Raw genomic sequence first — 22,828 nt, forward strand, 5'->3', positions numbered from 1 at the left:
AACAAGATTCAGAAATAACGAACGCAAGAGGATGAAATCATGAATATTGAAATCCGTACCGATAAAAACATTCAAAACAGTGATCGATTAATTAGTTACGTTCGTGAAGAACTGAATAATGAATTCCAACGCCACAGTGAGCGTATTACCCATTTTTCAGTACATTTTAGTGATGAAAATGGGGAAAAAGGCGGTGATGACGACATCCGTTGCATGATTGAAGCCCGTCCAGCAGGTTTAAAACCAGTGGTTGTAAATCATCGTGGTCACAACATTGATACTGCAATTCATGGTGCGATTGACCGTTTAAAACGCAGCCTAGAACATGCGTTTGAAAAAAATGAAAACCCTCGTGGTGCACGCCCTGAATTTGTAGATACAGATGTCGATGCTGACGAATAAGAAACATGCAGTTTAAGTACTGCAGACTTCTGGCCTCGCAAATATTGCGGGGCTTTTTTATGCCTGATAGAACTGTGCAGATGTAAATTCACGATTTGCTGACATTTATCTCATACAAATGCCGCTTTATTGGGCATAATAGTCTTAAATTGAATATTGATTGAAGAGAGCTTTCTGCATGTTAACTGCGCAACAACAAGTTTTGGTGCAAGCAATAGAAGAATTAGACCTTGCCCAAGTGCAACGCCTTTTGGCAGAGGGTTTGGATCCGAATTTTATGGATGCCGAAAAGGGGCCTGTCATTTCGGTCTGGTCTGACGGTTTATTTCAGTGGTGGGAAAAAATTTGTGAAGCTTATGAAGCGGGTCAGCCATTAAGTGATCAGCAAAAACAACAAGATTTACAAGTCCATCTAGATATTTTAGAAGCCTTGATTCAAGCCAAAGTGAATTTGCATTTATGGGATGCCGAAGAAGTCTACGGACCACTTTGGGATGCTGCGAGTGCAGCATGTGCACCTGCCGTACAACGTCTGTTAGATGAAAAAGTGGATCCAAATACCAAAGATGAAGACGGTTTAACTATTTTATCTTCAATCAGTGATTTATTGTTTGACTGTGATTTTGATGAAATTCAATGGTCTGATGCTTTGCCAGAAGAACAACAGACTTTAGAATTGTTGCGTCGCCATGGCGCAAAAATGAGTAAAGAATTGGCCTAACTGCAGAGATTAAAAATATGTCAGCATTAAAAACAGTTGGAATTCTGGTGGCAGCAGCGATCAGTATGCAGGTTGGAGCAACCGAGTTTGAATTTGATCGTCCTGGTGCAGGAATGAGCACAGGCATCACCCCTGTAGGAAAATTGGCTTGGGAACAGGCTTTACCAAGTGCAAGTTATCAGGAAAGTAACAACGCTTTGGGCGAAACAGTGAAAACCACACGCTTAAATGCTGACATGTTGTTGCGTACAGGTTTAATGCAGGACTTAGAGTTGCAACTAGGTTGGCAGGGTCCCGCGTGGAGCCAAAGCAAAACTGCAGGGCAATCGGTTGAAGATGATGGTTTGGGCGATGTCAGCATTGGCCTAAAACAAGCAATTGATTTAAATGACGATAAATTGTCGATGGCAGTATTGTTAGAAGCGTTAATTGCCACAGGCAATGACGGTTTTACTGAACATGACGATATTTACAGTTTAAGCACAGCGGTGAGCTATCAATATAGCGACCTATTAAAAACGGGCATCACCATGCGTTATGCGGTGCAAAATAGTGATTGGGCGGCAACTGCGATTCCAAATATTCAATATCGTTTAAATGATCAATGGTCGGGTTTTTCTGAGTTGGTATATCGCAAAGCAGAAAGTCAGGACTATGAATATGGTTTGGGTTCAGGGCTGATTTATACACTGAATGAGCGTACCCAACTCGATGCCAGTGTTGGTGTAGATTTAGACGGTGCAGATAAAAGTTACCGTGCAGGTTTAGGGATGTCGTTCCTGTTTTAAGTGAACAGCACTTAAACAACAACTCAAAATGCAGCGCGTGTAAACAGTGATTTCACGCGCTGCATTTATTCAATAACAACAAAGTGTATGCGGAGGCAGCTAAAACAAGATGACACCGCCTTTTTTTCAGCCGAGTGCAGCACAGTTAAATGCAGTGATTCGAGGCGTGGCTTATCATCTGAGTCACTATTTGCATAAAGCTGTGCGTATTTTATTGTTGGGTTGGCTGTTGCTGTTCAGTTTGAATGTGCAGGCAGAAACGCCATTACTTCCGCCCGAAAAAGCCTTTCAGTTTAGTGTTGAATCTGTAGATTCGCATCAGGCAGAACTGCGCTGGAACATGCCTGAACAGTATTATTTGTATCGACATCAATTTAAGGTCGAGCATGGGCAGCAAGTGCTGGCTTTGGAGTTGCCTCCCGCTGAAGATGTTTATGATGAAAATTATGGACACACTCAAGTTTATTATCGGCAGGTGAGTTTTAAAATTCCCACCCAAACTGCGCAGCACTATCAAGTGACTTGGCAAGGGTGCGCCCAAGATCGGATTTGTTATCCACCGCAGCGCATAGAATTCCAGACCGATAACACAGGTTTGGTCATTTTAGAAAATCAAAGTGCATCACAAAAAAGTATTTGGGCTGGGCAAAGTAGTTCCACTCGTGAAGGATTTTCAACTGCACCTGCCAATTCTCCAACTGATTTGCAGACAAGCCCTGAAGCTGCACAACCTATAACGGCACAAGATCAGCAGTGGTCTGAAAAACTGGCACAAAGCTCGTTGGCCTATGGTTTGCTATTATTTTTTGGATTGGGGCTGCTGCTGGCTTTTACCCCGTGTTCTTTGCCGATGTTGCCCATTTTGACCTCCCTATTGGTACGTGAACACAAAGGCATCAAAGCATGGATGATTGCACTGGTCTTTGTCTGCAGTATGGCCATGGTCTATGCGCTGTTGGGATTAATTGCGTCATCAGCAGGTTTGAATTTTCAGCGTTGGTTGCAGCAGCCTGCAACCTTAATTGCCTTTAGCCTGTTATTTGTGCTGTTTGCTTTAAACCTATTTGGTTTGTTTGAAATCAAGTTACCACGTGCTTGGGTCAATCGACTCGATCAGGCGCAATCTATGCAAAAGGGCGGTAATTTAGCTGGTGCTGCGCTAATGGGCATGTTATCTGCCTTGTTGGTTGGGCCGTGTATGACTGCGCCGTTAGCAGGGGCATTATTGTTTATTTCCCAAACCCAAAGTCAGATACAGGGTGCGTTACTACTATTTACACTCGGTTTTGGCATGGGTACGCCGTTATTGTTGGCCAGTGTGCTTGGGGCAAAAGTATTGCCGCGAGCAGGCTTGTGGATGCATCAAATTAAAGTGCTGTTTGCCTTTATTATGCTGGCTTTAGCACTATATTTTGTCCGTCCTTTAATTGGTGAAGCATGGCTGCAATGGCTTAGCTTGGCACTTGGACTCAGTTTTATTGGCTATGTGCTGCATCGTTTAAGCCGCTATCATGGTGGCTTGCGAGCCCTTTATGTGAGTGCGTTATTGTTGGTTGTGCCTTATCTGATTTATAGCCAGTATCAACACAGTCAGCGCTTTTGGCAGCAAAAAAGTGTAGTAGGATTACAATGGCATCAGGCCAAAACTGCTGCCGAATTACAACAGTTACTGGCTCAAGCCCCTAAAAATCAGCAAGTGATGATCGATGTTTATGCCGACTGGTGTGTAGCGTGTCGTCCGATTGAGCAGCAAGTATTGAAGGCTGCTGAGGTTAAACAGGCATTGGCAGCGTATTATCTGATTAAACTCGATTTAAGTGATTATGATGAAAGTCATCAGGCCTTGCTTAATCAATGGGAAATTTTAGGGCCACCGACATTCTTGTTTTTAGATGCACAACAACAAGAAATTCGCAGTTTACGTTTAACAGGTGCATTTACCGAGCGTACTTTATTGCAACAGCTCAGTCAGTTGGACACAGCACAGGAATCACAATTATGATGCAACTGTATATTGCCAATAAAAATTATTCGAGCTGGTCGCTGCGTCCGTGGCTGGTGTTAAAAGCATTTCATCTGCCTTTTGAGGAAATTCAGATCAATTTTCCCACAGAACGTGGTCAGGGTAATTTTAAACAGCAGGTGCTGGCAGTGAACTCAAACGGTAAAGTACCTGCTTTATTGCATGATGGATTATTGGTCTGGGATTCTCTTGCCATTTGTGAATATTTGGCTGAGCAATTTCCAGAGCAAGCCCTGTGGCCACGTAATGCACAACAACGCGCTTGGGCACGCAGTATTTGTGCAGAAATGCACAGCGGTTTTACAGATTTACGCAGTTTATGTGGGATGAATATTCGCGCCAATTTAGCGGAAGTTGGCGCAAAATTATGGCAAGAACATGCAGGTTTGAGGCAGGATGTGGCTCGCATTGAACAGATTTGGGCAACACGCCCAACTGTAGGTGGCTTTTTATGTGGTGAATTCAGCATTGCCGATGCCTTTTATGCCCCTGTGGTGACACGTTTTATGACTTATGCTTTGCCCGTGAGCGCAGAAAGTCAGCAGTATATGCAACTGGTGATGCAGCATCCCGCTATGCAGGCTTGGATGCAAGCAGCTTTACAAGAGCCAATGTGGGTCAATTATTTGGAACCTTATCAAAGCCAAGTCTGAATGGAGTAGTCGTGTAAATTTGGAGTAGCTATTGCATAACCAAAGTGGGTTGTGGCGCAGCGATCTTGCCAATTTTGTTCCAAAAATAAAACAGAGTGTCTTAATTCTCCAGATTATTCAATTTAGCGCAAAGATTAAAATAACTTTATTGAATGAATAAAGAATTGAGATGCAGCCATGAAAATTTTACATATCGACTCCAGTATTTTAGGTGAAAATTCAGTTTCACGTCAGTTGAGTCAGGCCATTGTGCAACAACTGACTGCAAAACATGCCCATGCGCAGGTCGATTATTTAGATTTGGCACAGCAACCGATTCCGCATTTAACTGCCGAAATTTTAATGGGCCAAGATGTAGAACAAGCCGCTTTGGGTGAAAAAATTATCCAGCAATATATAGATGCCGATGTCGTGGTCGTGGGTGCTGCCATGTATAACTTTGGTTTGACTTCTACCTTGAAAGCATGGATTGACCGCATTAGTGTGGCAGGCAAAACTTTTAAATATACCGAGCAAGGTCCTGTGGGCTTGGCGGGTGAGAAAACAGCGTATATCGCCAGTAGCCGTGGTGGCGTCTATGGTGATAACAGCCCTGCCGATTTTCAGGAAGATTTTCTAAAAACCATCTTCAATTTTACAGGCGTGAATGATGTGCAAGTGATTCGTGCGGAAGGTGTGAGTATGTCTGAATTTAAAGATCAGGCAGTTGCTAAGGCCTTGCAACAAATTCAGGCAATTTAGGCTGTATTTTTCCCAATAAAAAAGCTCAGTATCTTAAGGATGCTGAGCTTTTTTATTGTCAGTTTTATTGAAAACTCCGTTTACGCGCATAGAGCTGCAATGATGTCATCAACGGTTTTAGCTTAATTTCAAATTTAGCTTTGATCTTGCAGATGAGCAAATTCAGCCAAATCTGCCAAAGCTTGCTTGGCTTCATCAAACCATGGCGAAAACATTTGAAAATTGTGCCACATGCCTGTGTAGAGTTTGTAATGTACTTCTCCCCCTGCTTGTTCAGCTTTTTCTTTAAAACGGGCTGCATCGTCCAACAAAATTTCTTTAGAGCCAACTTGTACCAAAACAGGGGGCAAGTCGTGTAAATCATCAAATAAGGGTGAAATTTGTGGCGCAGCACGATCCAGTTCAGGCGGCACATAATAATCAATGCCTGTTTCTAGTGTTTCAATCGAGAGTAGGGCATCATGCTTGCGGTTATAGCGTAAGGATTCACTGGTGAGCGTTAAATCCAGAAAGGGTGAAAGCAGCATCAGGGCGCTGACTTGTGGCAATTGCTCATCCCGTATTTTCAAGGCCAGTGCCAAAGCCAGATTTGCCCCGCAAGAATCGCCAGACAAAATAATGTCTTTGGCTTGAATACCTTGTGTTAAAAGACTTTGATAAACATCAAAGACAGCTTCTAAGGCATTAGGAAACGGATGCTCAGGTGCAAGAGGATAATCGACATGAATGACCTGCATTTGAGTACGTGCCGCCACTTGGCTTAAAAATGCCCGATGCGTATTTAAAGAACCTAGAAAAAAAGCCCCGCCATGAATATGAAAAATTAGCTGTGTAGCAGCATCCTGAGGTTTTAATTCTTCGGCACGTAAACCTGCCAAACGCAATGTGCGTACCTGCACCGACTTTTGCATAGGAAACAAACGACACATTTGCTCAAGTGCAAAACGTAAAGAATTGGGTGGTAAATTTAACTGACTAGGTGTGCGGATGGTGGTTTTTAAAAACCGCTCTGTAATAATTTGTTTCCACATGGGGTTAATCTTCATGATTTTTCCATTTTGTTCTTTATTTGATCGGATATTTGTGTATTTACCAACATAATTTACAAGGGTACACTAAACGGTCACATTCAAAAATTGCAAATTTGTTGTGACTTTTTAATAATAAAGTTGTCTGATAGTAGACCAGGGAAACAAAACAATGAAAAAAATTGTACTTGCATTCGGGCTGTTAGGTTTAAGCGCTTTAGCCAATGCTGCAGATCCGCTTAACGGCACAGTTTGGAAAACAATTGACGATAAAACCAAACAACCCAAAGCCACGGTAAGATTTACTGAGCAAAAAAATGGAACTTTAACCGCAAGTATTCAGTCAATTTTAACACCTGGTGAAGAAAATGCCTGTACAAAATGTGAAGGTCCGTACCACAACAAATCTTTGAAAGGTTTGACCATTGTTCGCGGTCTGAAAAATACGGGTGGCACAAGCTACGATGGTGGTTCAATTCTTGACCCGCAAACTGGTAAGACCTACAAACTTAAAGGTAAACTTGCCAATGGTGGTAAGAAACTTGAATTACGCGGTTTCATTGGTGTAGCGGCATTAGGTCGTAACCAAACTTGGATTCGCGCAAACTAAGTTGTCGTTTAAGGCTGTCGCTAAGGCAGTCTTAGCAACTAAGAATCAAAAAAACCTGCTTAATTTAAGCAGGTTTTTTAATGGAATTTTTTGAGCTTAGATTAAAGCACGATAAGCAGCTTCATCAAAACCTGCAATAAAACCCGATTCGGTTTTTAAGACAGGGCGTTTAATTAAACTGGTGTGAGTACATAGTGCCTCTATTAAACTGGCTTCACTGGCCAGTGCTGTTTGCTGTTCTGCTTCACTGAGTTTGCGCCATGTGGTGCCTTTTTTATTTAAGATGATATCTTGCCCAAGTGCATCTAACCAAGTTTTGACGGTTTCGGCATCAATTCCTTGTTTTTTATAATCATGAAATTCATAACTTAGCCCTAATTCATTGAGTAAATCGAAGGCTTTTTTCATAGAGTTACAGTTTTTAATACCATAAATTTTGAACATAATTTTTCACATCAATATCATCAAGCTGGCTATAGCCTAGCCCAAAACAGCGTTAAGCGCTAGAAATCACCATGAACATGAATATCGACAAGTGTATTTGTCATCAATACGTCATAGCGATGTCACGAGATTGACACTTGGCGGTTCTAAAATGTGACGTATAAACAGAACAACATGAAAAACTTGATAAAAATAGATTCAAGTCAAAATAAATACAAGAATGAAGTGAAGAATAATAGTAACAGCGCAGAAAAGAACAAACACAAGATAAGATGATAAAAAGAGAAAACCCGCATTTAATCATCCTGATTATGCGGGTCTCATTTTAACGTCCATTGTTACATCCTTGAAAAGCAACTTGAATCAAGTTTACTTTTTCCATCCATCGGCTTCCAATCCTTTTGTGTCGTCCTGACTGTCCCTTTGCCGTGATGCAATAATGCGCTGAATGGCCCTGAAGTTAAATGTATAAAGTCGACAGATTATGTGCGAATTGAACCTCGATTAAGTGAACATTTGTTCACTCATTTGGGCGGTAAAATTTGTGTGAAGATTAAATTTTATAATCAATAATCACTGGGGCGTGGTCGCTAAACCATTCTTCTTTATATACCCACGCATTGACTGTACGTGTTTTCCAGTCAGGAGAGCAGGTATGATAATCAATCCGCCAACCTACGTTCTTGGCACGTGCTTGCCCGCGATTGGACCACCAAGAATACAGCTCTGCTTCCTGACGTACTTCACGGAAAGTATCGACATAGCCTAAATCATTATAAATATAATCTAACCATGCACGTTCATGCGGCAAACAGCCTGAAGATTTTTGGTTGCCTGACCAGTTTTTAATATCAATGCGTTTATGCACGATGTTGTAGTCGCCACAGACAATGATGGATTTATTTTCTTCACGCCACTGTTTTAGAATCTTTTGATACTCTTCTAAAAAGTGATCTTTCCGCATTTGTGCTTCTTCACCCGAAGAGCCAGAAGGCAAATACAGTGAACAGATGTAAATTGGATGATCTAGCCCGACATCGAACTCGGCACTGATAAAGCGGCCTTGTGAGTCTGCCAATTCAAAACCCAAACCATTTTGCACAGATACAAATGGTAAGCGGCTATAAATGGCTGTGCCTGCGTAGCCAGCACGCTCTGCAGGGAAAAGATGGGTGTACCAGCCTTCAGGTTTAAATTTATCGGTCCATTGGGCATGGGTGATGCGACTTTCCTGCATGCAAATCACATCTGCTTCAGACTGTTCTAACCATTCGAGTAAGCCCTTGCTTACCGATGAACGCAACCCATTGACGTTAATTGAAACCACTCGAAGAATTTTTTGATCACTCGGATAGCTACTCTTTGGTATCATGCTCAGGTCTTACCTCAATGTATTAATTCGGAGCACCTCATGACATCGCCAGCTCAATTTAACCCGCAAGCTTTTATCGAACTCGCCTTATCACGTGGTGTGCTTAAATTTGGTGAGTTTACTTTAAAATCGGGTCGTGTGAGTCCTTATTTTTTTAACGCAGGTCTATTAAATGATGGTGAAGCTTTATCGCTATTGGCTTCAGGCTATGCAGACCAACTTATGCAATGCAAAAATGTAGATGTGATTTTCGGGCCTGCCTATAAGGGGATTCCATTTGTTGCGGCTACTGCTGTGGCTTTATCTCAGAATCATGGCGTGAGTGTGCCGTGGGGCTTTAATCGTAAAGAAGCTAAAGATCATGGCGAAGGTGGTGTGCTTGTCGGTGCTGCGGTTGAGGGCAAAAAGGTTTGGATTATTGATGATGTGATCACTGCGGGTACAGCTATTCGCGAAGTGGTCACTATTTTGAAAAATGCAGGCGCACAAATTGCAGGTGTATTGGTGGCTTTAGACCGTCAGGAAAAAGGTCAGGGCGATTTGTCTGCCATTCAGGAAGTGCAAAAAGAGCTGGAAATTCCTGTGCATGCTCTAATTACCATGAAAGATTTAATGAACTATTTAGATGCCAAAGGTGAAAAAGAGGCCTTGGCAAAAATGGAAGCGTACCGTGTGAAGTATGGGGTTTAAGTTTATTGAGGAAGGAAGCGAGAGCTTCCTTTTTCACTTTTATTTATTTTAATAACATTATGGGATGTGATAAATAATGATATAAAGTCTAACTGAAGCAGTTGGACTAAATTTGATTATAATATGAGAAATATACTGCGATTTTTTACTCATCTCAAAGTTTGTTATACTTATTAAATAATAAAAACATATATGAACTTAAAAATGACAAGATCGGCTTTTTACACGAATTATTTATCGAAAAACTACAGCAAATTTCTTCAAAAATGCCTCAGAATTTTCTTAGTCTGGATTAAATTATAAGGATTAAGATTATGAAAGGTTTTGCTATTCATAATGCACCAACAACTCATGGTGGTCGTATTTTCGCTACTCAGATAAGAGATTCTCAAATGGGAAATTCTTTTATTAGAGCTGGTGATGGACATTTTTGTCCTAAATGCAAATCTTGGTCTACAGTGATTAAAAGTCATGACCATATTATCTTTGATGGTAAGCTAGTTGCTTATGTGGGTGATAAACTCAGCTGTGGTGCTATCATTCAACCGCAACAATCACACGTTGTTGGAGATAGCAGTAGTGCTAGTTGCCATGTTGTTTCTAATCCTCAAGCCAGTCAAGATCAGTTGGTGAATGCTCAACAGAACTTAATCAATCATTCTGCAAATAAGAGGCAATATGAAAACTATTATATTGAGTGTAATAAAACCGATTATGTGAAATTTAAAACAGGAATACCTCCATACGATGAAGATAACAAAGGATTACTAGGAACTATTCTGCAAATTGTTTCAGGAACATGTGATTTTTTCGTTACATATATTTTAAAGGATAAAAACCTTTTTATAACGGTTTCCTATCTTCCTCCAGTGGTAAAACATGAGGCAAATAAAATCATTCCTTATGCGACTCTAAGACTCTATAAAGAAAAAAATAGAAAATCTGAATTATTAATAAGACAAGAATTGAAGTCAGATGGCGGGGTTTGGAGTACTGAACGAGGAAAAGAGCCTGTAGGTTTCTGTAATGTCGCCTTGCCTGATCCAGATTTACTACCATTGAAAGTTGAATTAGATCTTGGATATGTATTGATGTTTAATGGCGGCACCGTTACACCAATACCGAGTTTTACAACCTACACATTTACTTTAAACTCCGCAGCAAGAGAAGTTAGATGAAGTTTTTCCTTACTTTTTTAGCAGTTTTTTTTATATTCGGAAATACTGCCTGCTCATCTAATGATCATAATACTCGTCATACTGAAGCTAAGCCCATTAGAGACAGTGATGCTACATTAAATCTTTCCATAGAAGATCAGACTATTATAAAAAAATATAAAGATACGATTCATAATTTGAATTTCAGAGAAAGAGAGCATGCGAATCAAGTAATGAAAGATAGTTTGCCTGAAATAAGCAAGATTAAGAATGATCATGAGCGAGAAAAGTTGCAAATGCAGATTTACTTAGCTACAGATATGTATAAAGAAGCTCATGATTTAAATGGTAAAATGTTAAAAGATGTGTTTAGTGAAGCACGTTTGCTCACCCAATGTGAGTTAAGCTATTATGCAAAAAGACCCCAAAACGAATATGAAAAATGTTATGCGGAATTAGCATTATTATTGCAACAGACATTGAATGACACTCCTAAAAATGACCCTGAATATTTATATGGTGAGTGGGGATATTTACTCGCAATGTATAAGGCAGGGCATGATGAATATAAACAAAAAATGAAAGAGTTTATTCATTCTACTCAAGATGAAACAATGAAATATCAATTTGAAAGCTCTTATGAATTGGCTATTGAACAGGTGGCAAGTTATAAGTAACCCTCGTTCTCATGATTGTGTTCGGGGAATTCTCTCCAAATAATAGAAGTTAAACCAAAATTTGTTGATGAAAAATCAGTGATCAATACATCACAAGGTCTTGAGCACCGTAATTGCATCTCTCAGGGTTGTTGCTAAGTAAAGTGATATCAGTCGACTCAAAAAACAGGCATTTTTATTTGGGATCACAAACTGGGTATGCAAATGTTCTTACTTAGCCTCCTCCTCACACTTCTTACACTCCAGCATTACTCCAAGCTTTTCTTTGCGCCCTTGCTCCGTGATCACCCATGGGCGGTTTTGCCAAGGCGGATTATGCCGTACATGCTGTCCATGACCGCAGGCTAAATCTGCGACCCAATCATTTTCTTCATCTAAATGAAAACCAATAATCGCTTGTTGCATCGCAAACTCCTAAGTATGTGATGAGGCTAGATAAAGCGTTACGAAAATTGCAGCAAAACCAAAGCTAAACTCCGCTATACTTTTGCTTATTCAATTCTTCAAAAGAGCACCGAAATATGCGCGTACTTGTGGTGATGGATCCCATTGAAACAGTTAATCTGAAAAAAGATTCCACTATGGCAATGCTATGGGCTGCTTCACGTCGTGGGCATACCTTGGGCTATGCATTACAGCAAGACTTATATATTGATCAGGGCAAGGCATTTGGCCTCATTGCACCGCTCAAAGTCTTTGAAGACTATAACCATTATTACGAACTGGGCGAAAAACGCAAAGAATCCTTGGCAGATTATGATGTGATTCTTATGCGTAAAGACCCGCCTTTTGACATGAATTTCGTCTACACCACGTATATTTTAGAGCAAGCCGAGCGAGAAGGCGCATGGATCATCAACAAGCCGCAAAGCCTGCGTGACTGTAACGAAAAACTATTTGCGACCCAATTTCCTGAGCTACAAGTTCCGACCTTGGTCACTTCACAACAAAGCCTAATTCGTGAATTTATTCAGCAACATGGCGATGTAATTGTCAAACCGCTAGACGGCATGGGCGGCATGGGGATTTTCCGTTTATACCAAGATGGGGTCAATATTGGCTCAACCATTGAAATTTTAACCAACAATGGCACACAGCCAATCATGGCGCAGCGTTATATTCCTGAAATTGTGGATGGTGATAAACGCATCCTCATGATCAATGGCGAACCTGTGCCTTATTGCTTGGCGCGTATCCCACAAAATGGCGAAGTGCGCGGCAATTTAGCTGCAGGTGGTTTAGGTGAAGCACGTCCATTGACTGAAAATGACAAGGCCATTGCAGCCAAAGTCGGGCCATACTTACGCGAAAAAGGTCTAGTTTTTGTCGGACTAGATGTGATTGGCAACTATGTCACTGAAATTAACGTGACCAGTCCAACTTGTATTCGTGAAATTGACGCACAGTTTGGCACATCTATAGCCGATGATTTATTTGACGTACTCGAAGCAGGGCGTAACAGTTAAACGAGAGTCTATGCTTTGACTGATTACATCGCAGGTTTAAGTACCGAATGAGGCTATAAAAAAGTGTGAGTCAAATCAGGCTAAGAAAGTTCAGACAATAGCGCTCTAATTTTAGGGTGCTTTGTTTTTAGAATGAAAGATACAAAAATGCACACTTATGCTTTGTAAAATAGGTCAAATAAATTGTCTGAAACTGAATAAAATTTAACATTTTCCGTAGATTAATAATAAAACTAGTTTAAACTTGAAAAACTGTAGAAAAAAACAATCAAGCACTTGGTGAAAAAAAGTAAATATCCTTTCAAGCCTATGCGTTTGTGATTACAATTGATGCCTTATACAAGATTTTTATTTGCCTTATTTTGAGTTGAAGAATTAAACCGTGACTGACGCACAGCAACAACAGCCTAAACATGTCATGATGATGGCCGCAGGTACAGGTGGACATGTTTTTCCAGCGCTGGCCGTCGCAAAACAATTACAGCAACAAGGGATTCAAGTGTCATGGTTGGCAACGCCAACGGGCATGGAAAATCGCCTGCTTCAAAACCACAATATTCCAATTTACCAAATTAATATTCAGGGTGTACGCGGTAACGGTCTGATCCGTAAACTGGTCGCACCATTTAAAATTTTAGGCGCAACATTGAGCGCCATGCGTTACATGAAACAATTAAAGGTTGATGCTGTTGCAGGCTTTGGTGGCTACGTGGCAGGGCCAGGTGGCTTAGCTGCTCGTGCCTTAGGCATTCCTGTGATTATTCACGAGCAAAATGCGGTCGCAGGTTTTACCAATACTCAGTTAGCACGTGTGGCAAAAACCGTATGTCAGGCTTTCCCAAATACGTTCCCAAACAGTGAAAAAATTGTCACCACAGGTAACCCTGTGCGTGCAGAAATTACGGCAACGCTAAGCCCTGCGTGGCGTTATCAGGAACGTGAAAAAGCAGGCTTGCCTATTCGTATTTTAATTGTGGGCGGTTCACTCGGTGCACAAGCCTTAAATGAGTGTGTGCCTGAAGCTTTAAAACAGCTGAATCTACCTTTAGATGTGTATCATCAGTGTGGTCAAAACCATGCCGAAGCGACGCAGGCGCGTTATGCGCATAAGCCAGACAGCTTGCAGGTCAATGTACAGCCCTTTATTGAAGATATGGCACAAGCCTACAGTGATGCCGATTTAATTATTTGTCGTGCTGGTGCGTTGACCGTGACTGAGGTTGCGACTGCGGGTGTTGCGGCTGTATTTGTACCTTTGCCAAGCGCAGTGGATGACCACCAAACTGCAAACGCCAAGTTTTTAGCCGATCTTGGTGCTGCCAAAATTTGTCCGCAGGCCAGTATGACGCCTGAAAGTTTAACTGCCTTATTAACCCCGTTGATGAATCGTCAATTGTTATCTGAAATGGCGGTCAAAGCCCGTCAGCAGGCACAACCTGATGCAACCCAACAGGTGGTTCATTTAATTCAAGCATTGTTCGAGTAAAATATGTCTCCATCTACACCCGCTGACCAAGCGAAAAAATTAATTAAAGTGCCTGAAATGCGCCGTATCAAACACATTCATTTTGTGGGTATTGGTGGCGCGGGGATGTGTGGTATTGCCGAAGTCTTGAAGAACCAAGGCTATAAAGTGTCGGGTTCAGACATCAAGGTATCCAAAACCACAGCACAATTAGAAGAAAATGGTATCAAGGTCTATATTGGGCATGCGGCAGAAAATATTAAAGGTGCCAATGTTTTGGTGGTTTCTACTGCAATTGACCCAGAAAACCCTGAAATTAAAGCCGCAATTGATACCCGTATTCCTGTGGTGCGTCGTGCCGAAATGCTGGGTGAGTTGATGCGCTATCGTCATGGTATCGCTGTTGCGGGAACGCATGGTAAAACCACCACGACCAGTTTAATTACCTGTATGTTGGCCGAAGAAAATATGGATCCAACTTATGTGATTGGTGGTTTGCTGAACCGTACGGGTGTGAATGCGGCACTTGGTGCTAGCCGTTATATCGTGGCTGAAGCTGACGAATCAGATGCCTCATTCTTATTCCTAGAACCTATGGCGGCTGTGGTGACCAATATTGATGCTGACCACATGGACACCTATGGCGGTAGTTTTGATACTTTAAAAGATACTTTTATTCAATTCTTACATAAACTGCCATTCTACGGCTTGGCGGTGGTGTGTGGTGATGATGCCAACATTCGCGAAATTATGCCGCGTATTGGCCGCCCAGTATTGACCTATGGTTTTAACGAAGACAACGACATTCGTGCCATAGATGTTGATCAGGACGGTATGCGCACTCACTTTACTGTTTTGCGTAAAGACCGTGAGCCATTACGTGTAACGGTGAATCAGCCTGGTTTACACAACGTACTGAATGCCTTGGCAGCAATTGGGATCGCGACCGATGAAGGCGTTTCTGATGGTGCAATTTGCCGCGCCTTAGAAGGCTTTAGCGGTGTAGGCCGTCGCTTCCAAGTTCAAGGTGAATTTGCTGTAGATGGTGGCAATGTGAAATTGGTGGATGACTATGGACACCACCCGAAAGAGGTTGAAGCAACCATTAAAGCGGCACGTCAAAGTCATCCTGACCGTCGTTTGGTGATGTTATTCCAGCCACACCGTTTTAGCCGTACCCGTGACTGTTTTGATGACTTTGTAGAAGTGTTGTCGCAAGTCGATCAATTACTGTTGCTGGATGTTTATCCTGCGGGTGAAAAACCAATTGTGGGTGCAGATAGCCGTACTTTGGCGCGCAGCATTCGTTTACGTGGTCAGGTCGAGCCAATTTTGGTCGATCTACACGATGGCAATTTACCGAATATTGTGAAACAAGTGTTACAAGCCAATGACTTGTTATTGACTCAGGGTGCAGGTAATGTTGGGGCAATTTCAATCGAACTTGCACAAAATCATCTGTATTTAAAATAATCACAGCGTGTGATTTTGAATTTGATCGACCAGTTTTAAAGTTTAAGGATATAAACGTGTCAAATGCTTCAAAGTTCGGCAAAGTTGCCGTGTTATTGGGTGGAAAATCTGCTGAACGTGAGGTTTCTCTAGACAGCGGGCAAGCGGTACTCGAAGCACTGCTACGTTCAGGGGTTCAAGCAGAAGCCTTTGATCCTCAGTCACGTAGTGTGACGGAATTGGTCAATTATGACCGTGCCTTTATTGTGTTACATGGGCGTGGTGGTGAAGATGGTCAAATTCAGGGCGTACTGGAGTGGTTGAACATTCCATACACAGGCACAGGTGTGCAAGGTTCAGCCATTGGCATGGATAAAGTCAAAACCAAGCAAATTTGGCAGGGTTCGGATTTGCCAACGGCACCTTATCGTATTGTTAGCAAAGATTCTAATATTGAAGAGGTGGTCGCAGCTCTAGGTTTGCCACTGATTATTAAGCCTGTGCATGAAGGTTCAAGCATTGGCATGAGCAAAGTTGAAAAAATGGAAGACTTTGCCGAAGCGGTAGCCAAAGCGACTGCACACGATGCCGTGGTCATGGCAGAAAAATGGATTACAGGGCGTGAATTTACCATTGTGTTACTGAATGGTCAGGCCTTGCCAATTATTCGTTTAGAGCCACCGAAAGATGTGGCGTTCTACGACTATGAAGCTAAATATCAGCGTAACGATGTGCAATATGGTATTCCATGTGGTTTAAGTGCCGCAGAAGAACAACAGTTACAGGCATTGGCTTTACGTGCTTTTCAGGCTGTGGGTGCAAGCGGCTGGGGCCGTATTGATGCCATGCAAGATGAGCAGGGCAATTTCTGGTTATTGGAAGTCAATACTGTGCCAGGCATGACCAGTCATTCTTTAGTGCCAAAAGCTGCAAATGCAGTGGGCTATAGTTTTGATGAGCTCTGTGTGGCGATTTTGGCACAAACCCTTACAGGTGAAGCGCACTAAGTATGGCTCAACTTCCAGCATCTTTGCGCCGTAAACGGGCAGCAATTACCTCAATTCATGATAAGCCACCGACAGCCAAAGAAAAGCTGATCAATTTTGGTGGCTGGGTAATGCTGTTTGTGGCGATGCTGGTATTGGCTGTTGGCGCTTATGCGTTATACACGGTGATGACCGATGCTCAAATTGCCAAGCTGGATGTGGTGGGTACGCGTTCAGATGCAGAACATCGTCAGGTCATGACCCATGTTAACCCTGTCATGAAAAAGAACTACTTTACCTCTGACCTAGAGCAAATTCGTGACACCACTTTAGAGTTGTCTTGGGTAGATCGGGTGGTGGTTTCCCGTGCTTGGCCAAATGCAATTCGGGTGCGGGTGATGCCTCGTCACGCCATTGCACGTTGGGGTACAGGGCGTTTACTAAGTGACAGTGGTGAGGTGTTTAGCGAAGTCACACCACAAAATAATCAACATTTGCCGTTATTACACGGCCCAGTGCATCAGTCTCAAATGATGATGCGCCGTTATAATGAAATTAACCAATTATTCTTACCCGTTAACGATCGTTTAAAAGAACTATATTTAACAGAGCGTATGACGTGGTTTATGCAGTTTGATTCAGGTCTACGTGTTATTGTAGATAAAGATCAAACCATGAGTAAGCTGCAACGTTTGGGGCATCTTGCACAAAGTGATTTAAAACCTGTATGGTCTAAAATCTCGGCTATCGACTTGCGTTATCGCAATGGTTTAGCCATTCAGTGGAAAAACTCCATTGCACCTAAAATTGCAAATGGTCACTTTGTTGTAACGATTGATGACACAAGCATTGCAGAGGGAATAAGAGCAAAGCCATAATATTGGGCTTTAAAAAAATAGAGGCATTAAGCCATAAATTAAACATACTGGTAATGGTAGTAAATAAATGAGTGAAGCTGTTCCCTCGGTTGTTGCGATTGACATTGGGACGCACAAAGTTTCAGTTTTGATTGGTAAGGTTCATGCGCCAGACAATATCCAAGTGATTGGTATGGCGACTGCGCGTAACCGCGGCATGAATAAAGGCAAAATTGTCAGTCTTGATAAAGTCATCACGGCTATTAAAAATGCTGTGCAGGAAGCAGAAGATATGGCTGAATGTCGTGTGCATTCGGCATGGATTTCTATTCCAAGTGCAGAACTCAAAAGCTTTTATGCCTCTGGTCGCACTTCAATTGAAAACAGTGAGCACATGATTACCACCAGTGAAGTGGTGCGTGCTTTAGATTTAGCCAAAGCCAGTCATCTCACCTCAGACCATTATTTGGTGAGCGCAGTGCCGCTTGGTTTCGATTTAGACGATTCTGGCGAATGGGTACAAAACCCGATTCGTATGTCGGCACATAGCATGACGGGGCATTATCAGTTAATGATGTTGCCTATTAGCACCATGCAGAATTTAGACCGTGCCTTAAAAGGGGCCAATATTGGTGTCGAAAAAATGGTGGTGTCTAATTTGGCAACCGCAGAAGCCAGTTTGCTCAAAGATGAAAAAGAATATGGTGTGTGTCTGGTCGATTTAGGCGCAGGCACCACCAGCATGGCGGTTTATTTAGATGGTCGTCTAGCGTTGGCACACACTTTGCAGCGTGGTGGTGAACACGTGACTCGTGATATTGCGGCTGTATTGCAAACCACGACAGAAGAAGCTGAACGTATCAAATTATTGCACGGCTGTGTTGATATGAAAGTGGTCAAGCCTGATCACATGATTCAGATTCAGGGTATTGATGGGCCTCAAACCATTAGTCGGATTGAACTGACCGAAATTATTATTGCGCGTTACGAAGAAATTTTTACACAAATTCGTCAGGAACTGGAAAAAAGTGGTGCTATCCATGGTTTATATCATGGTGTGGTATTGGCAGGTGATGCTGCACAAATTGAAGGCATGATCAGTTTGGTACGCCGTATGTTGGGCGTGTCTGCACATTTGGGTAACCATCCTGCACAAGTGTATGCAGATGAACCGCATCAAGCCGCTTTACGTCGTTCGCAATATGCGACTGCAGCAGGGTTGTTGCTTTATAGTCAAAATTATACCCATGACACGATTGTTGAACATGAAGACCCTGAAACCTTATCGGTGTGGGGGCGTGTGGGACGTGCGTGGTCAGGGTTAAACGAAAAGTTAAAATCGATTTTTTAAGTTGAGTTTTTTGGGAATATTGTTAGGAAGTTGTACGGATCATCGCTTGTACTTGACAAGCCAGAAGTTGAACAGCATTCTTAAAAATAATTTTTTATGAAGATCAAGGCAGTATACGGGCTTAAGTGACTGCCAATTATTATGTATTAGGAAATCTAAAGGTCATGGCCTCATTTGAATTTTTTGAAGATGATCAAACCGATAGCAACGGTCAAGCCCGTTTCACTGTGTTTGGTGTAGGTGGTGCAGGCGGTAATGCTGTGCAACACATGCTAGAGTCCGATATTCAGGGTGTAAAATTTGTTTGTGCTAACACTGACAAACAAGCACTAGATCGTATGAATTCGCAGTTTAAAATCCAGTTAGGTGAACAAAGCACGCGTGGTTTAGGTGCGGGCGGCGATCCTCAAGTAGGTCAAACTGCAGCAGAAGAAAGCCGTGAACTGATCTGCCAACAACTTGAAGGCACAGATATGGTATTTGTGACCGCAGGTATGGGTGGCGGTACAGGTACAGGTGCTGCCCCTGTCGTGGCTGAAATTGCGAAAGAAATGGGTATTTTGACCGTTGGTGTGGTCACAACACCGTTCAATTTTGAAGGTAAACGCCGTTTGCTGTCTGCCGAAAAGGGTATTGCCGCTTTAGAACAATATGTCGACTCGTTAATCATTATTCCAAACCAGCGTTTAATGAAAGTTTATCGCGATATTTCCATGAAAGATGCGTATAAAAAAGCCGATGACGTTTTACTGAACGGTGTGCGCAGTATTTTTGATTTGGTGGTACGTCCTGGTCACATCAACCTTGACTTTGCAGACTTGAAAACTGCAATGAGTACACGTGGTTATGCCATGATGGGTGTGGGTTCTGGTCGTGGTGAAAACCGTGCTCGTCAAGCAGCTGAACAAGCGATTCGCAGTCCATTGTTAGACAGCGTGACGATTGCCAATGCTAAAGGCTTGTTAATTAACGTCACAGGTGGTGAAGACGTGACCTTCGGTGAAATCGAAGAGATCATGGATGTGATTCATCAGCTTTCAGATACTGAACAAACTCAAGTGTTCTATGGCACTGTATTTGATCCAGATGCACGTGACGAAATTAGCGTGACTGTGATTGCTACAGGTTTAGCACGTAATACAGGCGATACGCCAGAGCCAGCGAAACGTACTGTGACTCAAACTGCAGCTGCAGCTCCTGCCGCAGCGGTAGAAGAAGATGATGTGCCTGCCATTCAGCGCCAACAAGCAGATGCTGCGCCGATCAGTGCAACCAGTACTTCGGGTGCTGCACGCCCAACGCCAATGAGTATTCAAGACTATTTGAAAAATCAGCAGCGTAAATAAGCCAAGATCATCAATTTAATTGTATGATCGGGAAAAGGCAGTTTTAAACTGCCTTTTTTGTTTTTTATCAATGGCTAAATATGCTAACGTATAGCGGTTTTAAAATTTAGATGAATTGAGAACATGCTGAAACAACGTACCCTACAACGTGTCGTCAAGGCGAGCGGTATTGGTCTGCACAGTGGTCAAAAAGTATTGATCAACTTTGTGCCGCATCATGCCGATGGGGGAATTGTGTTTCGTCGTATCGATTTAAACCCACCTGTGGATATTCCAGCCAATGCCATGCTGATTCAGGAAGCATTCATGTGCTCGAATTTGGTTCAAGAAGATGCCAAAGTCGGCACCATTGAGCATGTGATGAGTGCGATTGCGGGTTTAGGTATTGATAACCTGATTATTGAAGTTTCTGCTTCTGAAGTGCCAATTATGGACGGCAGTGCTGGGCCTTTTATCTATTTATTGATGCAGGGTGGCTTGAAAGAACAAGACGCTGCAAAAAAGTTCATCAAAATTTTAAAACCTGTAGAAGCATTAATTGATGATAAACGTGCGGTATTTAGTCCGCATGAAGGTTTTCAGCTCAATTTCACCATCGACTTTGATCACCCTGCCTTTAAAAAAGAATATCAGTCAGCCACCATCGACTTTTCGACAGAAACTTTTGTCTATGAAGTCAGTGGCGCACGCACTTTTGGCTTTATGAAAGATTTGGACTATTTAAAAGCCAATAATTTGGCTTTGGGTGCAAGTTTAGATAATGCCATTGGGGTGGATGATACTGGCGTGGTCAATGAAGAAGGTTTGCGCTTCTCTGATGAGTTTGTGCGTCATAAAATTTTAGATGCAGTAGGGGATTTATATTTGCTTGGGCATCAAATTATTGCCAAGTTTGATGGCTATAAATCAGGACATGCGTTAAATAATCAGTTATTACGCAATGTTCAGAGTGATCCAAGCAGTTATGAAATTGTAACATTTGATGACATAAATTCTTGCCCGATCAGTTATGTCCAAGTGACATAAGTCATTGTCTTTTCTTGCTAACGTTATAATGTAACAATAAAAAGTGTGACATAAATCACAAATTTACATTCGAGTTTTTGGAGTTTTCTGCAAACAATTATTTTTTATTGCTTGCCAAACGTAACAAAGCTTGGCTAAGCTTAGGGTCGCTCACAAAGTCAGCAGCACCTCGTAACATATCTTGAGTTTCTGGACTAAGTGTTTTTAAAGACTTTTCACTCTTTTGGGGTGTTTGAGATTCAACTCTTAATCGAACCTGAATTTTTTGCAAGTCTTTAAGTTCATGCAGTTGTGACAGTTGAGTAATGTATTGCTTTTGCAAATAGCCAAGTTGGCTCACCATTGCCTGATTGGTTCCGGTAATGGTTAAGACACCTTGCTGATAACAAACCACCTGCCATTGCTCTGGTTGCGGCAGTAAAGGTTGAATAAGTTTGCTAAGTTTCTGCCATGCAGCAACTTGGGTTGAGAGAAACGTTAGGTTTCCTGTTTTTATGTGTTTTCTTGTTTGTTGAAAGAGATTCACAGGTTCGGACATACATCATTCCTTCATGTTTATGCCCTAATCTTATGCGCTCCTTTCAGTAGATATCAAGGAAGAGATCACAAGGAACTTCAAGTAAGAACAGTTAAGAGGTTTTTTTATGCATTCACGCCGTATTTTATTAGCGTTTTCACTGGCAGCTTCTGCTGCATCTGTCGCATTTGCAGACTTGGTTGAGTTAGATTCACAAAATTCATCAACTGACCGTATTGAACAATTAACACGTACCTTGTCTCAAGGTTCTTATACTGAATCACAAGATATTGACGTTCCTGCACAAACGCAGATGACGGTTAAACTGCGTGAAAAAACTACAGAATTAAATAACGCGTCTTTAGCCAAAAAATATGGTTCTAATACCAGCACCCGTTTTGCTTCTTCAAATCCTTATTCGTGGTTAGTGTCACATCCTTTACCAAATGCACGTGTTAGCTCGAACTATGGCGGTCGCGTGATGAGTGGTCGTGCTGAAAACCATTCTGGCTTAGACCTTGCTGCACCAAGCGGTACACCAATTTATGCGACTGGCCCTGGTGTTGTGACTAAATCAGGTTGGGGCACAGGCTATGGTCAATATGTAGAAATTAACCATGGCAATGGCTACCTTACACGCTATGCACACGCTTCACGTTTAATTGCACGTGTGGGCGACCGTGTTGAAGCAGGTGAACATATTGCCAATGTTGGCTGTACAGGTCGTTGTACAGGCCCACACCTTCATTATGAAGTTGTGAAAGATGGCAAGCGCAAAAATCCTTCAACTTATTTAGCGATGTTGCCGTAATTGGTGCGCTAATTTAAGCGATTGGCTTGTAGTACGTAGAACTAAAGCCCAACACAGAGTTTGATTAAATTAAAGCGGCGTCAGTCGCTTTTATTTGGTCTGGTGTTTAGTCAGAGTTTAAATAGTTAACAATATCTGCATTGTATGAGTTATTAAAACAAATCAAAATGCTTTGCTGTATTTACGCCCTGAGTAATTTAATATTAGCCATTCACTTATCACTTAGAAAAATAATAACAGCCAGT

Annotated in this window: 24 protein-coding genes; 19 read left to right on the plus strand and 5 right to left on the minus strand. The window is 42.0% G+C overall.

Going from position 1 to position 22,828, the window contains the following annotated elements; translation table 11 throughout:
• Positions 1 to 39: 39 nt before the first annotated feature.
• The 6 genes from HHA41_RS03240 (at position 40) to HHA41_RS03265 (ending at position 5,328) form a co-directional block, all read left to right on the plus strand.
• Complete coding sequence (locus HHA41_RS03240) at positions 40 to 402, plus strand: HPF/RaiA family ribosome-associated protein (RefSeq protein WP_168417681.1); 363 nt, start codon at positions 40 to 42, stop codon at positions 400 to 402.
• A 178-nt stretch (positions 403 to 580) separates the two neighbouring features.
• Entirely contained in the window at positions 581 to 1,123 is a 543-nt protein-coding gene (locus tag HHA41_RS03245; RefSeq protein WP_168460494.1) for an ankyrin repeat domain-containing protein, read from the plus strand.
• Between the two features lie 17 nt (positions 1,124 to 1,140).
• Positions 1,141 to 1,911: a transporter gene (locus HHA41_RS03250; RefSeq protein ID WP_168417683.1), complete on the plus strand. Its 771-nt coding sequence runs from the start codon at positions 1,141 to 1,143 to the stop codon at positions 1,909 to 1,911.
• Positions 1,912 to 2,020: 109 nt separating this feature from the next.
• Positions 2,021 to 3,913 (plus strand): protein-disulfide reductase DsbD, encoded by a 1,893-nt coding sequence (dsbD, locus tag HHA41_RS03255; RefSeq protein ID WP_168460496.1) that lies wholly within the window; start codon positions 2,021 to 2,023, stop codon positions 3,911 to 3,913.
• Positions 3,910 to 4,587: a glutathione S-transferase family protein gene (locus HHA41_RS03260; protein ID WP_168417685.1), complete on the plus strand. Its 678-nt coding sequence runs from the start codon at positions 3,910 to 3,912 to the stop codon at positions 4,585 to 4,587. The genes dsbD and HHA41_RS03260 overlap by 4 nt, the downstream gene beginning before the upstream one ends.
• Positions 4,588 to 4,764: 177 nt before the next feature.
• Positions 4,765 to 5,328, plus strand: a complete 564-nt coding sequence (locus tag HHA41_RS03265) for an NAD(P)H-dependent oxidoreductase (RefSeq protein ID WP_168460498.1) — start codon at positions 4,765 to 4,767, stop codon at positions 5,326 to 5,328.
• Between the two features lie 134 nt (positions 5,329 to 5,462).
• On the opposite strand, the gene HHA41_RS03270 is transcribed toward HHA41_RS03265, so the two are convergent.
• Positions 5,463 to 6,374 (minus strand): alpha/beta hydrolase, encoded by a 912-nt coding sequence (locus tag HHA41_RS03270; protein ID WP_168460500.1) that lies wholly within the window; start codon positions 6,372 to 6,374, stop codon positions 5,463 to 5,465.
• Between the two features lie 154 nt (positions 6,375 to 6,528).
• On the opposite strand from HHA41_RS03270, the gene HHA41_RS03275 reads away from it, so the two are divergent.
• Complete coding sequence (locus tag HHA41_RS03275) at positions 6,529 to 6,966, plus strand: DUF2147 domain-containing protein (RefSeq protein WP_168460502.1); 438 nt, start codon at positions 6,529 to 6,531, stop codon at positions 6,964 to 6,966.
• Between the two features lie 96 nt (positions 6,967 to 7,062).
• On the opposite strand, the gene HHA41_RS03280 is transcribed toward HHA41_RS03275, so the two are convergent.
• Both HHA41_RS03280 and HHA41_RS03285 read right to left on the minus strand, forming a co-directional pair.
• Positions 7,063 to 7,410 (minus strand): Spx/MgsR family RNA polymerase-binding regulatory protein, encoded by a 348-nt coding sequence (locus HHA41_RS03280; protein ID WP_168417689.1) that lies wholly within the window; start codon positions 7,408 to 7,410, stop codon positions 7,063 to 7,065.
• 553 nt (positions 7,411 to 7,963) lie between these two features.
• Positions 7,964 to 8,782, minus strand: a complete 819-nt coding sequence (locus tag HHA41_RS03285) for an exodeoxyribonuclease III (protein WP_168460504.1) — start codon at positions 8,780 to 8,782, stop codon at positions 7,964 to 7,966.
• Between the two features lie 39 nt (positions 8,783 to 8,821).
• On the opposite strand from HHA41_RS03285, the gene pyrE reads away from it, so the two are divergent.
• The 3 genes from pyrE to HHA41_RS03300 all read left to right on the plus strand — a co-directional run bounded on the left by pyrE (position 8,822) and on the right by HHA41_RS03300 (position 11,306).
• Positions 8,822 to 9,472: an orotate phosphoribosyltransferase gene (gene pyrE / locus HHA41_RS03290; protein WP_168417691.1), complete on the plus strand. Its 651-nt coding sequence runs from the start codon at positions 8,822 to 8,824 to the stop codon at positions 9,470 to 9,472.
• Positions 9,473 to 9,786: 314 nt separating this feature from the next.
• A complete protein-coding gene (locus tag HHA41_RS13075) occupies positions 9,787 to 10,650 on the plus strand; it encodes a PAAR domain-containing protein (protein WP_216075686.1) in 864 nt (287 codons plus the stop codon).
• Entirely contained in the window at positions 10,647 to 11,306 is a 660-nt protein-coding gene (locus HHA41_RS03300; protein WP_168460506.1) for a hypothetical protein, read from the plus strand. The genes HHA41_RS13075 and HHA41_RS03300 overlap by 4 nt, the downstream gene beginning before the upstream one ends.
• A 210-nt stretch (positions 11,307 to 11,516) precedes the next feature.
• On the opposite strand, the gene HHA41_RS03305 is transcribed toward HHA41_RS03300, so the two are convergent.
• The gene (locus HHA41_RS03305; RefSeq protein WP_168460508.1) at positions 11,517 to 11,711 is read right to left on the minus strand and encodes a DUF3565 domain-containing protein; all 195 of its coding nucleotides are present in this window, start codon (positions 11,709 to 11,711) and stop codon (positions 11,517 to 11,519) included.
• 116 nt (positions 11,712 to 11,827) lie between these two features.
• Here HHA41_RS03305 and gshB point away from each other — a divergent pair, with 116 nt between their 5' ends.
• The 8 genes from gshB to lpxC all read left to right on the plus strand — a co-directional run bounded on the left by gshB (position 11,828) and on the right by lpxC (position 21,255).
• Positions 11,828 to 12,772 carry a glutathione synthase gene (gshB, locus tag HHA41_RS03310; RefSeq protein WP_168460510.1) on the plus strand — a complete coding sequence of 315 codons (945 nt, stop codon included), beginning with the start codon at positions 11,828 to 11,830 and terminating at the stop codon, positions 12,770 to 12,772.
• A gap of 382 nt (positions 12,773 to 13,154) precedes the next feature.
• Complete coding sequence (murG, locus tag HHA41_RS03315) at positions 13,155 to 14,258, plus strand: undecaprenyldiphospho-muramoylpentapeptide beta-N-acetylglucosaminyltransferase (RefSeq protein WP_168417695.1); 1,104 nt, start codon at positions 13,155 to 13,157, stop codon at positions 14,256 to 14,258.
• A 3-nt stretch (positions 14,259 to 14,261) separates the two neighbouring features.
• The gene (murC, locus tag HHA41_RS03320; protein WP_168460512.1) at positions 14,262 to 15,710 is read left to right on the plus strand and encodes a UDP-N-acetylmuramate--L-alanine ligase; all 1,449 of its coding nucleotides are present in this window, start codon (positions 14,262 to 14,264) and stop codon (positions 15,708 to 15,710) included.
• Between the two features lie 56 nt (positions 15,711 to 15,766).
• Positions 15,767 to 16,696 carry a D-alanine--D-alanine ligase gene (locus HHA41_RS03325; protein WP_168417697.1) on the plus strand — a complete coding sequence of 310 codons (930 nt, stop codon included), beginning with the start codon at positions 15,767 to 15,769 and terminating at the stop codon, positions 16,694 to 16,696.
• A gap of 2 nt (positions 16,697 to 16,698) precedes the next feature.
• Positions 16,699 to 17,553, plus strand: coding sequence for a cell division protein FtsQ/DivIB (locus tag HHA41_RS03330; protein WP_168460514.1), 855 nt, complete (start codon positions 16,699 to 16,701; stop codon positions 17,551 to 17,553).
• A 67-nt stretch (positions 17,554 to 17,620) separates the two neighbouring features.
• The gene (gene ftsA, locus HHA41_RS03335; RefSeq protein WP_168460515.1) at positions 17,621 to 18,883 is read left to right on the plus strand and encodes a cell division protein FtsA; all 1,263 of its coding nucleotides are present in this window, start codon (positions 17,621 to 17,623) and stop codon (positions 18,881 to 18,883) included.
• Between the two features lie 164 nt (positions 18,884 to 19,047).
• The gene (ftsZ, locus tag HHA41_RS03340; protein WP_168417700.1) at positions 19,048 to 20,229 is read left to right on the plus strand and encodes a cell division protein FtsZ; all 1,182 of its coding nucleotides are present in this window, start codon (positions 19,048 to 19,050) and stop codon (positions 20,227 to 20,229) included.
• A gap of 123 nt (positions 20,230 to 20,352) precedes the next feature.
• A complete protein-coding gene (gene lpxC, locus HHA41_RS03345) occupies positions 20,353 to 21,255 on the plus strand; it encodes a UDP-3-O-acyl-N-acetylglucosamine deacetylase (protein ID WP_168460517.1) in 903 nt (300 codons plus the stop codon).
• Positions 21,256 to 21,352: 97 nt separating this feature from the next.
• Here lpxC and HHA41_RS03350 read toward each other — a convergent pair whose 3' ends face one another.
• Entirely contained in the window at positions 21,353 to 21,793 is a 441-nt protein-coding gene (locus HHA41_RS03350) for a DciA family protein (protein WP_168460519.1), read from the minus strand.
• 106 nt (positions 21,794 to 21,899) lie between these two features.
• On the opposite strand from HHA41_RS03350, the gene HHA41_RS03355 reads away from it, so the two are divergent.
• Positions 21,900 to 22,583 carry a M23 family metallopeptidase gene (locus tag HHA41_RS03355; protein ID WP_168417703.1) on the plus strand — a complete coding sequence of 228 codons (684 nt, stop codon included), beginning with the start codon at positions 21,900 to 21,902 and terminating at the stop codon, positions 22,581 to 22,583.
• Positions 22,584 to 22,828: the final 245 nt, after the last annotated feature.

This window comes from Acinetobacter sp. A1 (assembly GCF_012371315.1).
Classification (GTDB): Bacteria; Pseudomonadota; Gammaproteobacteria; order Pseudomonadales; family Moraxellaceae; genus Acinetobacter.

Bases quoted from the DNA above. Each gene is read 5' to 3' on its own strand.
- HHA41_RS03280 (WP_168417689.1), bottom strand. From the start codon at position 7,410: ATGTTCAAAATTTATGGTATTAAAAACTGTAACTCTATGAAAAAAGCC.
- ftsA (WP_168460515.1), top strand. From the start codon at position 17,621: ATGAGTGAAGCTGTTCCCTCGGTTGTTGCGATTGACATTGGGACGCAC.
- HHA41_RS03260 (WP_168417685.1), top strand. From the start codon at position 3,910: ATGATGCAACTGTATATTGCCAATAAAAATTATTCGAGCTGGTCGCTG.
- HHA41_RS03285 (WP_168460504.1), bottom strand. From the start codon at position 8,782: ATGATACCAAAGAGTAGCTATCCGAGTGATCAAAAAATTCTTCGAGTG.
- ftsZ (WP_168417700.1), top strand. From the start codon at position 19,048: ATGGCCTCATTTGAATTTTTTGAAGATGATCAAACCGATAGCAACGGT.
- HHA41_RS03275 (WP_168460502.1), top strand. From the start codon at position 6,529: ATGAAAAAAATTGTACTTGCATTCGGGCTGTTAGGTTTAAGCGCTTTA.
- lpxC (WP_168460517.1), top strand. From the start codon at position 20,353: ATGCTGAAACAACGTACCCTACAACGTGTCGTCAAGGCGAGCGGTATT.
- HHA41_RS03270 (WP_168460500.1), bottom strand. From the start codon at position 6,374: ATGAAGATTAACCCCATGTGGAAACAAATTATTACAGAGCGGTTTTTA.
- murC (WP_168460512.1), top strand. From the start codon at position 14,262: ATGTCTCCATCTACACCCGCTGACCAAGCGAAAAAATTAATTAAAGTG.
- HHA41_RS03305 (WP_168460508.1), bottom strand. From the start codon at position 11,711: ATGCAACAAGCGATTATTGGTTTTCATTTAGATGAAGAAAATGATTGG.
- HHA41_RS03330 (WP_168460514.1), top strand. From the start codon at position 16,699: ATGGCTCAACTTCCAGCATCTTTGCGCCGTAAACGGGCAGCAATTACC.
- gshB (WP_168460510.1), top strand. From the start codon at position 11,828: ATGCGCGTACTTGTGGTGATGGATCCCATTGAAACAGTTAATCTGAAA.
- HHA41_RS03265 (WP_168460498.1), top strand. From the start codon at position 4,765: ATGAAAATTTTACATATCGACTCCAGTATTTTAGGTGAAAATTCAGTT.
- HHA41_RS03350 (WP_168460519.1), bottom strand. From the start codon at position 21,793: ATGTCCGAACCTGTGAATCTCTTTCAACAAACAAGAAAACACATAAAA.
- HHA41_RS03355 (WP_168417703.1), top strand. From the start codon at position 21,900: ATGCATTCACGCCGTATTTTATTAGCGTTTTCACTGGCAGCTTCTGCT.
- HHA41_RS03240 (WP_168417681.1), top strand. From the start codon at position 40: ATGAATATTGAAATCCGTACCGATAAAAACATTCAAAACAGTGATCGA.
- HHA41_RS03250 (WP_168417683.1), top strand. From the start codon at position 1,141: ATGTCAGCATTAAAAACAGTTGGAATTCTGGTGGCAGCAGCGATCAGT.
- HHA41_RS03300 (WP_168460506.1), top strand. From the start codon at position 10,647: ATGAAGTTTTTCCTTACTTTTTTAGCAGTTTTTTTTATATTCGGAAAT.
- pyrE (WP_168417691.1), top strand. From the start codon at position 8,822: ATGACATCGCCAGCTCAATTTAACCCGCAAGCTTTTATCGAACTCGCC.
- dsbD (WP_168460496.1), top strand. From the start codon at position 2,021: ATGACACCGCCTTTTTTTCAGCCGAGTGCAGCACAGTTAAATGCAGTG.
- HHA41_RS13075 (WP_216075686.1), top strand. From the start codon at position 9,787: ATGAAAGGTTTTGCTATTCATAATGCACCAACAACTCATGGTGGTCGT.
- HHA41_RS03245 (WP_168460494.1), top strand. From the start codon at position 581: ATGTTAACTGCGCAACAACAAGTTTTGGTGCAAGCAATAGAAGAATTA.